Source organism: Streptomyces sp. NPDC093071 (assembly GCF_044754545.1).
Taxonomy (GTDB): domain Bacteria; phylum Actinomycetota; class Actinomycetes; order Streptomycetales; family Streptomycetaceae; genus Streptomyces.
The window spans coordinates 989,415-1,004,841 of the sequence record NZ_JBIVPH010000003.1 but is presented as its reverse complement, the minus strand read 5'-3'; the positions used below and the strand labels follow the sequence as shown (position 1 = coordinate 1,004,841).

The following is a 15,427-nucleotide window of genomic DNA, read 5'->3' as shown; positions in this document are numbered from 1 at the left end:
AGCACATGACGACGGCAACCGGTGCCGGGCAGTGGCGGGTCGACTTCGACGCCGAGGTGGTCTTCAGCAACGGCGGTTCGCTGCGGACCGAGGGCTTCCGCCTCGACATCCCCGGCGACGACATCGACGACGCCGAGCTGGGCGAACTCCTCGTGCGGCACCTGGGGCTGCTGATGGTCGGCGGTACGACCATCAGCCGCAAGGAGCTGATCCGGGAGCCGCACAAGGGCTCGCGCAACACCGGGGCGGCGGACGGCGCCCCCGTCCGCCGCACGGTCGACCTGACCGGCCCCGGCACCCGCCTGGACCGGCCCGCCGGGGCGCCCGGGGGCATCGAGGGCCTGGTCGACCTGCCCGTCGTCCTGGTCCGGCTCGCGGGCACGGACGAGCCGGTCGCCGACCGGCTCGCGCTCGCGCCCTTCGAGCCGGCCGGGCACGCCGTCGTCGTCCACACCGGCCGCCCGGACGGCCCCTACCTGACCCCGGACGCCGTCGCGCTCCTCGCCGAGCGCGGCGCCGCCCTGGTCGCCACCGACAGCGTCGAGCGCGACGGCCCCGCGGCCAAGGCCCTCGCCGAAGCCGGCCTCCCCGCCCTCACGGGCCTCACCGGCCTCCCGGACCTCCCGGCCGCCGACACCCGCCTCCACGCGGTCCCGCACCCGGCCGACCACGGCGACGGGACCGGCGTCCGGGTCTACGGGGTGACCGGATGAGCACCTCCGAGATAGGCACGGGGGCGGTGCCTCCGGCCGGAACGACGACCCCGGAGGCCCCGGGCTCCGCCGGGCCGGTGGCCTCCGGGCCCGGGGCGCCGGCCGACAAGGCCCCCGCCCCCGCCACCCCGGCCGGCAAGGCTCCGGCCCGCAAGCCCCGTCGCGAGCTGCTCGCCGCCAGTGTCGGGTCCGTCGTGGAGGCGTACGACTGGACGATCTACGGCGTGCTCGCGCCGTACTTCGCCGAGCAGCTGTTCCCCGGGTCCTCGCCCACCGCCCGGCTGATCGCCGCGTACCTCGGCTTCGCGCTCGGCTTCCTGGTACGGCCGCTCGGCAGCGTCGTCATCGGGCGGCTCACCGACACCCGGGGACGCCGCTTCGGACTGACCCTCACCGTCGGCCTGATCGCGGCCGGATCGCTGCTCCTCGCGATCGTTCCCGGCCACGCCTCGATCGGGCTCGCGGCCCCGCTCCTCGTGGTCGCCGCCCGGCTCGTCCAGGGCCTGTCCGTCGGGGCCGAGAACCCGACCGCCGCCGCGTACGTCACCGAGACGGCACCCGGCCGCCACCGGTACTTCTACAGCGCCGTCTCCTACGGCGGCGTGGTCCTCGGCAGCGCCCTGTCGTTCATCGTGCTCAGCGTCCTCCTCGGCGTGTTCGGGGAGGCGGGCGTCGAGGACGGCGCCTGGCGCCTCGCCTTCGTCTTCGGCGCGCTGCTCGGCCTGACGGCCCTGTGGATCCGGCGCGGCGCGGCCGAGAGCGAGGTCTTCGCCGAGGACGCCCGCACCCGGAAGCGCACGCGCGGCGGCGCGAGCCCCTGGCCCGTGCTGCGGGCCCACCTCGGGCCGCTCTCCGTCGTGTTCGCCATCACCTCCGGCGCCACCACCGTCTTCTACTTCCTCACGGTCGACTTCCCGTCCTACGCCGCCGCCGCGGGCGCCGCCACCAAGGAGGAGGCCTCCGGGGCCCTGCTCCTCGGCATGGTGGCCCTCCTCGCCGGAATGCTCGCGGCCGGGAAGGCGGCCGACCGGTTCGGGGCCCTGCCCGTCCTGCGGACCGGCTTCGCCGGGCTCGCGCTCGGCTCCGTACCGCTGCTCGCCGGGATGGTCGCGGGCCGCGTGCCCGTCCCGGTCGTCACGGTGGTGCTGCTGTTCCTGCTCGCCCTGCCCCTCGCCGTCAGCAACGTCTTCGCGGGGCAGCTCTTCCCGCCCGCCGTCCGGGCGGTCGCCGTCGGCCTGCCGGCCGCCCTCGCGATCAGCCTCTTCGGCGGCACCTTCCCGGCCCTCGCCGAATGGCTGCGCTCCGCCGGCCACGGCGGCTGGGTGCCGTGGTGGCCGGCGATCACCTGCGCGGCGGCGCTGCTCGCCTCCTGGGGCGTACGCGAGCACCCCCTTCCCGACACCCCCGTCTCCGAGTGAGGACGCCATGGACTCCCTGACCGCAGTGCTCGACGCGCTGGAACCGCTGTTCCCCGCCCTGGAGGCCGACTACAAGGACCTGCACGCCCACCCCGAGCTCGCCTTCCAGGAGAAGCGGACGGCGGCGCTCGTCGCGGAGCGGCTCGCGGCACAGGGCGGCTGGGAGATCACCACCGGCGTGGGCCGCACCGGCGTGGTCGCCGTCCTGCGCAACGGCGAGGGCCCCGTGGTCATGCTCCGCGCCGACATGGACGCCCTGCCGGTGAAGGAGGCCACGGGCCTGCCGTACGCGAGCACCGCGACCGCCACCGACGACTCAGGCGCCGAGGTCCCGGTGATGCACGCCTGCGGCCACGACCTGCACGTCGCCGCCCTGATCGGGGCGTGCGCGCTGCTCTCCTCCCGCACGGACCACTGGAACGGCACGGTCGTCGCCGTCTTCCAGCCCGGCGAGGAGAGCGGCTACGGCGCCCGGTCGATGGTCGACGACGGCCTCTTCGAGCGCTTCCCGAAGCCGGACGTCATCCTCGGCCAGCACGTCGGCCCCGGCCCCGTCGGCCTCATCGCCACCTGCCCCGGCACCGTCATGGGCGCCACGGACTCCATCACCGTCAAGCTCTTCGGGCGCGGCGGCCACGGCTCCAAGCCGGAGTCGGCCGTGGACCCGGTCCTCATGGCCGCCTCGCTCGTCCTGCGGCTCCAGACCATCGTCTCCCGCGAGACCCCCGCCCAGGAGCCGGTGGTGGTCACCGTCGGCAAGCTGCACGCGGGCACGACGGCCGCCGTCATCCCGGACACGGCCGAACTCGGCATCAACGTCCGCACCAGCTCGGCCCCCGTCCGCGACAAGGTCCTCGCCTCCATCGAGCGCCTCGCCAGGGCCGAGTCGGACGCGGCCGGAGCGACCGCCGAGCCGGAGATCACCTCCGTCTACCACCTGCCGATGACGGTCAACGACACGGCCGCCGCCGAGCGGGTCGCCGACGCCCACCGGAAGGCCTTCGGCGACGGGGCCGTGATGACGATGGGTCCGACCACGGCCAGCGAGGACTTCGGCATCCTGGCGACGGCGGCCCAGGTGCCGTCCGTGTACTGGTTCTGGGGCGGCCTCGACCCGGAGGTGTTCACGGCCGCGTTCGCCGCCGGCCGCCTCGACGAGGACATCCCGCAGAACCACGCCCCCACCTTCGCCCCGCAGTCGGGCCCCGCCCTGCTCGTCGGCGTCCGCTCCATGGTCGCCGCCGCCCTGTCCTGGCTGGCCGACACCCCGGCGGACGCGGAGGAGACGACCGTATGACCAGGCCCCGCCCGCACGTGACGGTCCTGCACCGCTGGCGGGACACCCACGCGCTGTACGCCGACTACGTCGACCACGGCACCCACCGGGTCACCTACATCAGCACCGAGCTCGGCCGGTCCTCCGTCCCCGGGGGCGCCGAGGCCGTCGTCACCGTCGGCCTCACCGACGACCTGCCCGCCGTCCGCGAAGCCCTCGCCTCGCTCGTCGAGCGGTACGGCCCGCCGGAGGCGCTGCTCGCCCTCAACGAGGGCGACCTCGACACGGCGGCCCTGGTCCGCGAGGAGTTCGGGATCGCCGGGCAGACCCCGGAGGAGCTCGCCGTCTTCCGCGACAAGCTCCTGATGTGCACGACGGTGGCCGCCGCCGGCATCCCGGTGCCGGCGCTCGCCCACGTCCCCGACCCCGACGCCGTACGGGAGTTCGGGCGCGCCCACGGCTGGCCGCTGGTCTGCAAGCCGCACCGGGGCACCGCCAGCAGGGGGGTGGTCCGGCTCGACTCCCCGGCCGACCTGGACGCGCACCCGGAGCTGGCCGCCGACCTCGCGGCCGAGCCCTTCCTCGCCCAGACGTACGTCGACGCCCCGATCCTGCACATCGACGGCCTGTGGGAGGGCGACCGGCTCGGCAGCTGGACCGCCTCCCGCTACGTGGGCGGCACCTGCGCCGACTTCACCCAGGGCAACTGGCTGGGCTCGGTCGAGGAGGACGACCCGGTGCTGCTCGCCGCCGTGGAGCCGTTCGCCGCCGCCGTCGGGGCCGCCCTCGGCGGGGGCCGGCCGTGGGTCTTCCACCTGGAGGCGTTCGTCACCCGGGACGCCGACGGCGGCCCCGCCCTGGTCTTCCTGGAGTGCGGGGCCCGGGTCGGCGGCGGCGAGATCCCCTTCACCTGGCGGGACGTCCACGACGCCGACCTGATGGCCGCGGCGGCCGACCTCCAGCTCGGCCGGGTGCCGGTCCTGCCGACCCTGAAGACCGGCGAGGTCGGCGGCTACCTGCTCCTGCCGCTGCCCGTCCCCGCGCCCTGCCTGGTCGAGCGCGCCGACTGGACCGCGCCGCCGGCCGAGGACCGCAAGCCGTACGCGGTGCTGCACGTGCCCGTCGGCCAGCGGGTGCCCCCGATCAGCGGATACGAGCACGTCGGCACCCGCTTCCGCTTCCGCGGCCCCTCCACCGCCGCCGTGGAGGAGGCCATCGAGACCTCCGCGAACGGCTTCCGGCTCACCTGCACGCCCCTGGACGCGTAACCGCACCGCACCCGCACCACCCGCACCGCCTGCCCCACCCCGCACCGCATCGGAAAGGAACACACACCGTGTCCGTCATGACCACTGAACGCCCGCGCGTCATCCTGGTCGGCAGCCGCATCCGTCAGTACCGGGAGTACGCGCTCGCCTCCCTCGCCGCGCGGTACGAGGTCACCCTGATCGCCCCCGAGGCGCCCAGCTGGCAGGCGAAGTACGTCGACACCCACCGGATCGCCGACACGACGGACGCGCACAAGCTCTTCCCCTCCGTCGCCGACCTGCGCGGCGAGGTCGCCGAGGCCGCCATCGTCACCTGGGACGAGTGGTCGCTCGCCGCCGTCTCCTCGGTCGCCGCGCGCCTCGGCCTGCGGGCCATGGACCCGGCCGCCGCCAAGGTCTGCCGCGACAAGTACGCCACCCGGCAGGCCCTGGAGGCCGCCGGGATGGCGGCCGTCCGCCACGCCCCGGCCGCCGGCGAGGACGAGGCCGTGGCCGCCGCCGAGGCCATCGGCTTCCCCGTCGTCGTCAAGCCCCGCACCCTCGGCGGCAGCTTCGGCGTCATGGTGGCCCGCGACGCCGACGGCCTGCGCCAGGCCTACCGGCTCGCCGCCGCCAGCCGCCTCCAGGGCGCGGGCACCGCCGACACCGTCCTCGTCGAGGAGTACGTCGAGGGCCCCGAACTGAGCGTCGACAGCACCGTCGTGGACGGCGTCGTCACCCCCGTCTGCGTCGCCCGCAAGCGCCTCGGCCCCCAGCCGTACTTCGAGGAGGTCGGCCACCTGGTCACCGGCTGGAAGGACGAGCCCTGGGCCGAGGCCGTCGTGCAGCTGGTCAAGGACTCCCACCGGGCCGTCGGCGTCGACTACGGCGTCACCCACACCGAACTGCGCGTCAGCGCCGACGGACCGCGCCTGATCGAGCTGAACGGGCGCCTGGGCGGCGACCTCATCCCGCACGTCCACCAGCTCGCCACCGGCATCGACCTGGCCGTCGCCGCCGCCGAGATCGCCTTCGAGCGCGTCCCCGACCTCACCCCCACCCGCGCGCTCAGCGGCGAGATCCGCTTCCTCTACCCCTCGTACGACGGCACCATCGACCGGGTCGTCCTGCCCGACCCCTCCGAGGTCGACGGCCTGGTCGAGGCCGTGGCCCTCGCCGAGCCCGGCGACGAGCTCCAGCTCCCGCCGCGCGGCCTCACCCCGCGCTCCGCCGCCCTCATCGCCGTCGGCGAGGACCCGGTCGAGACCCGCCGCGCCCTGGACCGCGCCGAGGGCCTCTCCCGCACCGAGGTGACCGGCGCCAGCACCCACAAGCTCGGCGCCCGCGTCGAGAACGCCGTCACCCGCCGCTTCTTCGACCACGAGCGCACCGCCGCCCGCATGACGGTCTCCGGCGTCCGGGGCGTCGAGTGGTTCCGCTACGGCGCCGGCGGCGGCGAGGGCCTCAACCGCCCCGTCTTCCTCAGCGCCGACGACGTCGCCGGCCTCGAACGCGACCTGAACGGCCTCTTCGAGCTCCTCAAGTCCGTCCCCGGGCGCCTCTTCGGCGGCGACCTGCGCGCCTTCGCCAAGGCCGTCGGCATGAGCGACACCCAGGCCGACCTGGTGCTGCGCGGCGCGGTCGAGGAGATCCCGCCGCTGTCCCGCGCCGACCTCTACCGCGAGACCGGCGGCTTCCGCCTCATGGAGCTGAACACCGGCACCTCGCTCGGCGGCTGGCAGATGGGCGAGTTCGCCCGCGCCCTGATCAAGGACGAGGAGTTCGCGGCCTTCGCCGCCGCCGAGGACCTGGTCTACCCCGACCCGCTGGCCCGCATCACCGACGTGCTGCGCCGCCAGGCCCCGTCCCTCGCCGGCGTCGAGCGCCCGCTGCTCGCCATCACCGACTGGCCCGACGGCTTCGAGAAGTCCAAGTGCTGGATGGAGTTCGTCGTCCCCGCCTTCAAGGACCTCGGCTTCGACCCGGTCGTCTGCCACCTCGGGGACTTCACCTACGAGGACGGCAAGGTCGTGTACGACGGGCGGCGCGTCGACGTCGTCTACCGCCTGTTCCTGCCCGGTGAGATGCCGGACGAGCCCCGCACGTACGACCTCGTCAACCCGCTCCTGGACGCCGCCGAGGCCGGACAGGTCGAGCTGTTCGCCTCGCTCGACTGCGAGCTGTACGGCAACAAGGGCAGCCTCGCCATGCTCAGCGACGAGCGCAACCGGGCCGCCCTCACCGAGGAGGAGCGCGACCTGGTCGACCGGATCCTGCCCTGGACCCGCTTCGTGCGCGACGAGAAGGTCACCTTCGAGGGCGAGAAGATCGACCTCCTGCCGTACGCCGTCGCCAACAAGGACCTCCTGGTCCTCAAGCCGACGCTGCTCTACGGCGGCGTCGGCGTCACCCCCGGCTGGACCACCGACCAGAAGGAGTGGGTGGAGAAGCTCCACCAGGCCGTCGGCGGCCCCTTCGTCCTCCAGCGCCGCCTGCTCCCCACCACCGAGCGGTTCCTCTCCGAGGACGGCGTCACCACCGAGGACATGGCCGTCGCCTACGGGACCCTCATGGTCGACGGGAAGTACGCGGGCACCCTCGCCCGGGGCGTCACCGACCCGGCCGTCGGCATCGTCAGCATGTTGCGCGGGGCCCAGATCGGCTGCGCCTTCCACGTGGCCGACCCGGCGGACGGCGAGGGCGAAAGGTGACCGAGTCCACCGACTCGAACGGCTCGACGGATCCCGCCGGCCCCACCGGGCCGGCGGCTCCGGCGGCCCCCGGCGACGGCGCACCCGCCGCCGCCGGGGGTCGCGAGCGCGGAGCGCTGTGGCGCGACGCCGAGTTCATGAAGTTCTGGACGGGCGAGGGCATCTCCCAGATCGGCGCCCAGGTCACCACCCTGGCGCTGCCCCTGACGGCGGTGCTCACCCTGGACGCGTCCTCCTCCCAGGTCGGCCTGGTGAACGCCGCCTCCTACGCCCCGTTCCTGCTCGTCACCCTGCTCGTCGGGGTCTGGGTCGACCGCGTCCGCCGCCGCCCGCTGATGATCACGGCGAACGTGGGACGCGCGCTGCTCGTCACGGCGGTCCCCCTGCTCGCCGTGACGGACCTGCTGCGCATCGAGTTCGTGTACGTGGCGGCCCTGCTCATCGGGGCGCTCACCGTCGTCTTCGACGTCGCCTACCAGTCGTACCTGCCGACCCTCATCGGCAAGGAACACCTGGTGGAGGGCAACAGCAAGCTCCAGGGCACCAGTTCCCTCGCGCAGATCGGCGGCCCCGGCCTCGCCGGTCTGCTCATCGGCTGGGTCACGGCGCCGTACGCGCTGCTCATCAACGGCGCCTCGTACCTGGTCTCCGTGGTCACCCTGCTCGCGATCCGCAGGCCCGAGCCGCCGCCGGTCGTCCCCGAGCGCCCCACCGGCCTGTGGAAGAGCGTCGGCGACGGCATCCGGATCATCTGGCACAGCGCCCACCTGCGGGCCTGCGCCCTGCAGTCCGGGCTCTACAACTTCTGCTGGATGTCGCTCCAGACCGTCTTCGTGCTGTACGCGGCCCGGCGCCTGGACCTCTCCCCGGGGACCATCGGCCTGCTGCTCGGCACCGGCGCGGTCGGCTCGCTCGGCGGCTCCCTGGTCGCCCGGAGCCTGAAGCGGACCATGGGGCTCGGCCCCGCGATCCTGGCGGCGCTCGTGCTGTGCTGCGCGGCCCCCGTGATCATCCCGCTGGCTCCGGCGAACGACGGGATCCTCACCCTGGTCCTGTTCGTCGCCGCGTTCGCGCTGATCGGCGCGGGCGGCACGATGGCCAACATCCACATCATCAGCCTGCGCCAGTCGATCACCCCGGACGAGCTGCTCGGCCGGATGAACGCCGGCTACCGCTTCGTGTCCTGGGGGATGCTCCCGCTCGGCGCGCTCTTCGGCGGCTGGCTGGGCGACCTGATCGGCCTGCGCGAGACGCTCTTCGTGACCGCCGGGGCCTTCCTCTCGGCGGTCCTCGTGGTGCTCCTCTCCCCGGTCTGGCGCCTGAGGGACTTCCCGCCGCAGATCGGCGCGGAGCCGGGGGAGCCGGAAGAGTCCGAGAAGACGGCGGTGAGGTCATGACGGGCGACGGGACCGTGACGGGCGGCGGAGACGGCACCGTGACGCGCGGCGGCGACGAGGGCGCGGCGCCGGGGGACTTCACGCACCTCCTCGCCCGGCGCACCTCCTGGGGCCGCTCCGACGCCATCGACCGCATCCTGTCGGCCGCGAACGCGCCGGGCGTCCTGTCGATGGCCGGGGGCATCCCGGCCCCCGACAGCTTCCCGGTGGCCCGCCTCGCCGAGGTGACGGACCGGATCCTCTCCCGGTCGGCCGCCGCCGCCCTCCAGTACGCCTCCACGGCGGGCGTCCCGGCGATGCGCGAGGCGGTGGCCCGGCGCGCGGGCGAGACCGGCGCGCCGGTCGGCCCCGAGCGGGCGATGGTCACCGGCGGCAGCCAGCAGGGCCTGGACCTGGTCGCCAGGACCCTCCTCGACGAGGGCGACCTGGTGGCCCTGGACGACCCCAGCTACCTGGGCGCCGTCCAGTCCTTCCGGGGCGCCGGGGCCCGGCTCCTGCCGCTGCCCACGGACCGCGACGGCATGCGGACCGACGTCCTGGCGGAGCGGCTCGCCGCCGGGGCCCGGCCCAAACTGGTCTACGTCGTCCCGCACTTCCACAACCCCACCGGCGGCGTGCTCACGGAGGAGCGCCGCCGGGACCTGGCGGCCCTGGCCGACCGCCACGGCTTCCTGATCGTCGAGGACGACCCGTACGGCGACCTGGCGTTCGACGGGGAGCGGCTGCCGTCCACGGACGTGCACGGCGACCGGGTGATCCGGCTGATGAGCCTGTCGAAGACGCTCTGCCCCGGCTTCCGGGTGGCCGGACTGACCGCCCCGGCGGGCCTGATCGGCGAACTGGTCGCGGCCAAGCAGAGCAGCGACCTCCAGACGAACACCTTCGGGCAGCACGTCCTCGCCGAACTCCTCGGCGACCCGGCGTTCCTCCCCGCCCACCTCGCCCGGCTGCGCACCCTGTACGGGGACAAGGCGCGGGCGACGGCGGCGCTGCTGCGCGAGCGGCTGCCGTGGCTGGCCTTCGACGACCCGCGCGGCGGCCTGTTCTTCTGGTGCGCCGTGGACGACCCCCGGGTCACCTCGGACCTGCTGTACGAACACGCCCTGGCGCAGGGCCTCGCGCTCGTGCCCGGCGCGCCGTTCTGCATCGAGCAGGACGGCTCCCGGCTGCTGCGGCTCTCCTTCGCGACCCTCGACGAGGAGCAGCGGCGGGAGGGCGTCTCCCGCCTGGCGACGGCCTTCGACAAGGCCCGCGCCGACGCGTACTGAACCAACCCGCTGAGCACGCCCCACCGGTGCGCGCCGAACCACCCTCCCGGCGCGCACCGCCCCCGCCCTTCCGACGACACGCAACGAAGGAGCACGGTCATGACGGCACGCACACACCCCCCGGTGACCGCCGACTCGCTGGTGGCCCGGCTGTTCCAGGTGGTCGACTCCCGCTCGTGGGACGACCTCGGCGAGGTCTTCGCCGACGACGCGGTCTACGAGCGCCCCGGCTATCCGGCCCTGGAGGGCCTGGACCGGATCCGCCACTTCTACGAGCACGAGCGGATCATCGCCTCCGGCGCCCACGAGGTCGACCAGGTCACCGGCGGCCTCGCCGCGGCGGCCTGCTGGGGCCGCTTCCGCGGCGCGAGCCGCGACGGCACCGCCCTGGACGAGGGCTTCGCCGACACGTACCTGGTCCGGGACGGCAAGATCGCTTACCGGAGGACGTACTTCTACCGCGCGGCGATCTGACGCGGGAGGCGGGCGGAGCGGGGGCGGGCCGAGGGGCCGGCCCCCGCTCCCCTCACGTCCGGGACGGATCGCCGCCTCACGTCCGGGGCGGGGCCGTCGACCCCCGCACCACCAGCTCCGCCGGGACCGTCTCGCGGCCGCCCGGCGGGGGTTCCTCCGAGTCCGTCGCCAGGCGGCCCGCCCGCGCCCCCGCCTCGTGCAGCGGAAGCCGTACGGTCGTCAGGGCCGGGAACGCGTCCAGGGCGGACGGCAGGTCGTCGTAGCCCGCCACGGACACGTCGCCGGGGACGTCCAGGCCGCGTTCCCTGAGGGCCGCGCAGACGCCGAGGGCCACCGTGTCGTTGCAGGCGACGATCGCGGTCAGCTCCGGGTCGCGGGCCAGCAGCCCGGCCACCGCCGCGTGTCCGGCGCCCCGCTCGTACGGGCCGTGGACGGTCGGCCCCTCCGCGACGCCCGCCGCCGCGAGCGCCTCCCGGTGCCCCTCCAGGCGGTGCCGGGTCGTGGTCCGGTCGGCCGGCCCCGCCACGTATCCGATCCGCCGGTGGCCGAGGCCGAGCAGGTGCTCGGTGAGGCGGCGCGCCCCGGTCCGGTGGTCGAAGACGAGGGCCGCCGCGTGCGCGTCCCCCTCCACCGGCGGGCGCCCGCACAGCACGACCCGGGTCCCCGCGTCGGCCAGCCGGGACAGTTTGGCGGCCGTCGCCGCCAGCCGCCGGGGGTCCTCCAGGGAGCCGCCCATGAGGACCACGGCGGCGGCCCGCTGCCGCTGGAGCAGCGTGAGGTAGGTCAGTTCACGCTCGGGGGAGCCGCCGGTGTTGCAGACGACGGCGAGCTTCTCGCCCCCGCCGCGCCCGGAGGCGCCCGCTCCGATCGCGGTCTGCGCCGCGCTCGCCATGATCCCGAAGAAGGGGTCCGCGATGTCGTTGACCAGCACGCCGACCAGGTCGGACGTGGCGGCGGCGAGGGAGCTGGCGGGGCCGTTGAGGACGTAGTCGAGGTCGGCCACGGCCCGCAGCACCCGCTCCCTGGTGGACTCGGCCACCGGGTAGTTGCCGTTGAGGACGCGGGAGACGGTGGCGGGGGAGACCCGAGCGCGGGCGGCCACGTCCGCCAGGGTGACGGTCATCGCGTGCGTACCTCCGGGGCCTTGTGGGGGGCGTTGTCGGCAGGCTAGCGTTCCTGCCCGTAGAAAGCGCTTTCTATCAGGCGTGGGGCACCCGGGCGATCGTGCGCGGGGCATCCGAGGAGAGGAACCTTCCGTGACGCGCAGGACCGTCCGCATCGCCATGAACGGCGTCACCGGCCGCATGGGCCACCGCCAGCACCTCGTCCGCTCGATCCTCGCCCTGCGCGAGCAGGGCGGCCTCGACCTCGGGCACGGCGAGGTCCTCTGGCCCGAGCCCGTCCTCGTCGGCCGCCGCGAGCCCGCCCTGCGCGCCCTCGCCGGGAGCCACGGCCTCACCGAGTGGTCCACCGACCTCGACGCGGTCCTCGCGGACGACACGGTCGACGTCTACTTCGACGCGCAGGTCACCCCGGCCCGCGCCGACGCGATCCGCCGGGCCGTAGCCGCCGGCAAGCACGTCTACACCGAGAAGCCGACGGCCGGGAGCCTGGCCGAAGCCCTCGACCTCGCCCGGCTCGCCACGGAGAAGGGCGTCAAGCACGGCGTCGTCCAGGACAAGCTGTTCCTGCCGGGCCTGCGCAAGCTCAAGCGCCTGATCGACGGCGGCTTCTTCGGCGAGATCCTGTCCGTACGGGGCGAGTTCGGCTACTGGGTCTTCGAGGGCGACTGGCAGGAGGCCCAGCGCCCCAGCTGGAACTACCGCGCGGAGGACGGCGGCGGGATCGTCGTCGACATGTTCCCGCACTGGGAGTACGTGCTCCACGAGCTCTTCGGCCGGGTCACCTCCGTCACCGCCCACGTCGCCACCCACGTCCCGCGCCGCTGGGACGAGCACGGCAAGCCCTACGGGGCCACCGCCGACGACGCCGCGTACGGGATCTTCGGTCTCGAGGGCGGGGCCGTCGCCCAGATCAACTCCTCCTGGGCGGTCCGCGTCCACCGCGACGAGCTGGTCGAGTTCCAGGTCGACGGGACGCACGGCTCCGCCGTCGCCGGGCTGCGCGGCTGCCGCGTCCAGCACCGCTCGGCCACCCCGAAGCCGGTCTGGAACCCCGACGTCCCCGCCACCGAACCCTTCCGCGACCAGTGGCAGGAGGTCCCGGACAACGCCGCCTTCGACAACGGCTTCAAGGCCCAGTGGGAACTGTTCCTGCGCCACGTCGTCCTCGACGAGCCCTACCACTGGGACCTCCTGGCGGGCGCCCGGGGCGTCCAACTCGCGGAGCTGGGCCTGCGGTCGGCGGCGGAGGGCCGCCGCCTGGAGGTCCCGGAGGTGACGCTGTGACGACGACGCCACGGCCGGACGGCCCCCGCACCGACCCCATGGAAGTGACCCCGTGACGATCCTCCTGCCCACCCCCGACGGCGGGGTGCGGGCGTACGAGCCCCGCACCGACCCGCTGGTGTTCGCCCCGGCCGGGCCCCCGGCCTCCCGTACCGTCTTCTCCGCCGCGCACGTCGTCGCCGACCCGTACGCCGACACCACGCCCGACGGCCCCGCCGCCGTCGACTGGGACGCCACCCTCGCCTTCCGCCGGCACCTCTGGGCCCACGGCCTCGGGGTCGCCGAGGCCATGGACACCGCCCAGCGCGGCATGGGCCTCGACTGGGCCGGCGCGGCCGAGCTGATCCGGCGCTCGGCCGCCGAGGCGAGGGCCGTCGGCGGCCGGATCGCCTGCGGCGCCGGCACCGACCAGCTCGCGCACGGCACCCTCGCGGAGGTCCGCGCCGCGTACGAGGAACAGCTCGCGGTCGTCGAGGAGTCGGGCGCGCAGGCGATCCTGATGGCCTCCCGCGCCCTCGCGGCCACCGCCACGGGCCCCGAGGACTACCTCGACGTCTACGGCCACCTCCTGCGCCAGGCGGGCGAGCCGGTGATCCTCCACTGGCTCGGCCCGATGTTCGACCCGGCGCTCGACGGCTACTGGGGCTCGGCCGACCTCGACGCGGCGACGGAGACGTTCCTCGACGTCATCGCGGCCCACCCGGACAAGGTCGACGGCGTCAAGGTCTCCCTCCTGGACGCCCGGCGCGAGGTCGAGCTGCGCCGCCGCCTCCCCGACGGGGTGCGCTGCTACACGGGCGACGACTTCCACTACCCGGAGCTGATCGAGGGCGACGAGCGGGGCTTCAGCCACGCCCTGCTCGGCGTCTTCGACCCGCTGGGCCCGCTGGCCGCGCGGGCGGTCCGCACCCTCGACACGGGCGACGCGAAGGGCTTCCGCGCGCTCCTGGACCCCACGGTGGAGCTCTCCCGCCACCTCTTCCGGCCGCCCACCCGCTACTACAAGACGGGCGTCGTCCTCCTGGCCTGGCTGGCCGGACACCAGGACCACTTCACGATGGTCGGCGGCCTCCAGTCCGCCCGCTCCCTCCCGCACCTCGTGCGCGCGTACGAACTGGCCGACGGGCTCGGCCTGTTCCCGGACCCGGCCCTGGCGGAGTCCCGCATGAAGTCCCTCCTCACGGTCCACGGAGTCCCGCGATGAACCCCGACCGCTTCTCGATCAACCAGATGACGGTCAAGCAGCTCCCCCTCCCCGACCTCGTCTCCCACTGCGTCCGCCTGGGGATCCGGGGCGTGGGCCTGTGGCGCGAACCCGTCCGGGAGTACGGGGTGGAGGCGGCGGCCCGGCTCGTACGGGAGGCGGGCCTGGCGGTCACCAGCCTCTGCCGGGGCGGCTTCTTCACCTCGGACGACTGGCTCGCCTCCAACCGCGCGGCGGTCGACGAGGCGGCGGCCCTCGGCACCGACACCCTGGTCCTGGTCTCCGGCGGCCTGACCCCCGCCTTCCCGGACCTCCCCGCCGCCCGGGCCCGCATCACCGAGGCGATCGGCGAACTGGCCCCGTACGCGGGGGAGCGCGGCGTCCGCCTGGCCGTCGAACCGCTCCACCCGATGTACGCCTCCGACCGCTGCGCCGTCTCCACCCTGGACCAGGCCCTGGAGATCGCCGAACGCTTCCCGTCCTCCCAGGTGGGCGTGGTCGTGGACACGTACCACCTCTGGTGGGACGACCGGGCCCCGGCGGCGGTGGAGCGCGCGGCCGCGACCGGCCGCGTCCACGCCTTCCAGCTCGCCGACTGGACCACGCCCCTCCCGGCCGGGGTCCTCGACGGCCGGGGCCAGCTGGGCACGGGCGCGATCGACCTCCGCGCCTGGACGGCCCTCCTGGAGGGGGTCGGCCACACGGGCCCGGTGGAGGTGGAGCTCTTCAACGCCGCCCTGTGGGCGCGGGACGGGGCCGAGGTCCTGGAGGAGACGCTGGAACGCTTCCTGGCGATCTGAGGCCCCCGCTCCTCCCGGCGCTACTTCTTCGGGCCGCCCAGCAGGTCCCCGAGGCCGCCTCCCGCGCCGCCCTTCTTCGCGGCGCGCTTGGTGAGGACCGCGACGACGACGGGGACGAGGAGCTCGACCGCGCGGTTCGCCGTGGCCGGCGGGATGCCGGTGCGCTTCGCGACGGCGTTCGCCGCCGGCTTCGCCAGCTTGGCGAGCACCCCGGCCATCAGACCCCCGCTCACCAGGCCGCCGAGGGCGGCGACCCCCTGGAGCGGCGGCTCGGGAGAGGCGACCTCGTCCACGGCGGCACGCACCTCGTCCGCGCTGCCCGGCTCGGCCGCCGCCTGCCGCAGCCCGCCGGACAGCTCCGCCACCGAACTGCCCACGACCTCCTGGGCCCCGTCCGCGTCCGTACCGAGCAGCCCCGCGATCTCGTGGAGCCGGTCGGCACCCAGCTCGTTCAGGACGTCGTCCTGGAAGGAAGGTTCACTCATGCCGGAAACGCTACGGTTCGTCCGTA

The 15,427-nt window shown here is 74.8% G+C and carries 13 protein-coding genes; 11 read left to right on the top strand and 2 right to left on the bottom strand.

Annotation, left to right across the window (positions count from 1 at the left end):
- The first annotated feature begins 5 nt into the window (after positions 1-5).
- The 8 genes from ACIQD7_RS15815 (at position 6) to ACIQD7_RS15780 (ending at position 10,504) form a co-directional block, all read left to right on the top strand.
- On the top strand, positions 6-713 hold the full coding sequence (locus ACIQD7_RS15815; RefSeq protein ID WP_402442066.1) for a hypothetical protein: 708 nt from the start codon (positions 6-8) through the stop codon (positions 711-713).
- Complete coding sequence (locus ACIQD7_RS15810; protein ID WP_402442065.1) at positions 710-2,131, top strand: MFS transporter; 1,422 nt, start codon at positions 710-712, stop codon at positions 2,129-2,131. The genes ACIQD7_RS15815 and ACIQD7_RS15810 overlap by 4 nt, the downstream gene beginning before the upstream one ends.
- A gap of 7 nt (positions 2,132-2,138) precedes the next feature.
- Positions 2,139-3,428 (top strand): amidohydrolase, encoded by a 1,290-nt coding sequence (locus tag ACIQD7_RS15805; RefSeq protein WP_402442063.1) that lies wholly within the window; start codon positions 2,139-2,141, stop codon positions 3,426-3,428.
- Positions 3,425-4,675, top strand: coding sequence for an acetyl-CoA carboxylase biotin carboxylase subunit family protein (locus ACIQD7_RS15800; RefSeq protein ID WP_121828149.1), 1,251 nt, complete (start codon positions 3,425-3,427; stop codon positions 4,673-4,675). Before ACIQD7_RS15805 ends, ACIQD7_RS15800 begins: the two co-directional genes overlap by 4 nt.
- Positions 4,676-4,752: 77 nt before the next feature.
- Positions 4,753-7,365, top strand: coding sequence for an ATP-grasp domain-containing protein (locus ACIQD7_RS15795; protein WP_402442061.1), 2,613 nt, complete (start codon positions 4,753-4,755; stop codon positions 7,363-7,365).
- The gene (locus ACIQD7_RS15790) at positions 7,362-8,762 is read left to right on the top strand and encodes an MFS transporter (RefSeq protein ID WP_161373309.1); all 1,401 of its coding nucleotides are present in this window, start codon (positions 7,362-7,364) and stop codon (positions 8,760-8,762) included. The genes ACIQD7_RS15795 and ACIQD7_RS15790 overlap by 4 nt, the downstream gene beginning before the upstream one ends.
- The gene (locus tag ACIQD7_RS15785) at positions 8,759-10,030 is read left to right on the top strand and encodes a PLP-dependent aminotransferase family protein (RefSeq protein WP_402442059.1); all 1,272 of its coding nucleotides are present in this window, start codon (positions 8,759-8,761) and stop codon (positions 10,028-10,030) included. Before ACIQD7_RS15790 ends, ACIQD7_RS15785 begins: the two co-directional genes overlap by 4 nt.
- Before the next feature lie 99 nt (positions 10,031-10,129).
- Positions 10,130-10,504, top strand: coding sequence for a nuclear transport factor 2 family protein (locus tag ACIQD7_RS15780; RefSeq protein ID WP_121828153.1), 375 nt, complete (start codon positions 10,130-10,132; stop codon positions 10,502-10,504).
- A 76-nt stretch (positions 10,505-10,580) separates the two neighbouring features.
- Here the strand turns inward: ACIQD7_RS15780 and ACIQD7_RS15775 are convergent, their stop codons facing one another.
- Positions 10,581-11,627 carry a LacI family DNA-binding transcriptional regulator gene (locus tag ACIQD7_RS15775; protein WP_121828154.1) on the bottom strand — a complete coding sequence of 349 codons (1,047 nt, stop codon included), beginning with the start codon at positions 11,625-11,627 and terminating at the stop codon, positions 10,581-10,583.
- A 133-nt stretch (positions 11,628-11,760) separates the two neighbouring features.
- Here ACIQD7_RS15775 and ACIQD7_RS15770 point away from each other — a divergent pair, with 133 nt between their 5' ends.
- The 3 genes from ACIQD7_RS15770 to ACIQD7_RS15760 are packed head-to-tail and all read left to right on the top strand — an operon-like array spanning position 11,761 to position 14,916.
- Entirely contained in the window at positions 11,761-12,912 is a 1,152-nt protein-coding gene (locus ACIQD7_RS15770) for a Gfo/Idh/MocA family protein (protein ID WP_402442057.1), read from the top strand.
- A gap of 52 nt (positions 12,913-12,964) precedes the next feature.
- A complete protein-coding gene (locus tag ACIQD7_RS15765; RefSeq protein ID WP_402442055.1) occupies positions 12,965-14,116 on the top strand; it encodes a dihydrodipicolinate synthase family protein in 1,152 nt (383 codons plus the stop codon).
- Positions 14,113-14,916: a sugar phosphate isomerase/epimerase family protein gene (locus ACIQD7_RS15760; protein ID WP_402442053.1), complete on the top strand. Its 804-nt coding sequence runs from the start codon at positions 14,113-14,115 to the stop codon at positions 14,914-14,916. The genes ACIQD7_RS15765 and ACIQD7_RS15760 overlap by 4 nt, the downstream gene beginning before the upstream one ends.
- 20 nt (positions 14,917-14,936) lie before the next feature.
- On the opposite strand, the gene ACIQD7_RS15755 is transcribed toward ACIQD7_RS15760, so the two are convergent.
- A complete protein-coding gene (locus tag ACIQD7_RS15755; RefSeq protein WP_121828158.1) occupies positions 14,937-15,401 on the bottom strand; it encodes a DUF937 domain-containing protein in 465 nt (154 codons plus the stop codon).
- Between the last annotated feature and the right edge of the window lie 26 nt (positions 15,402-15,427).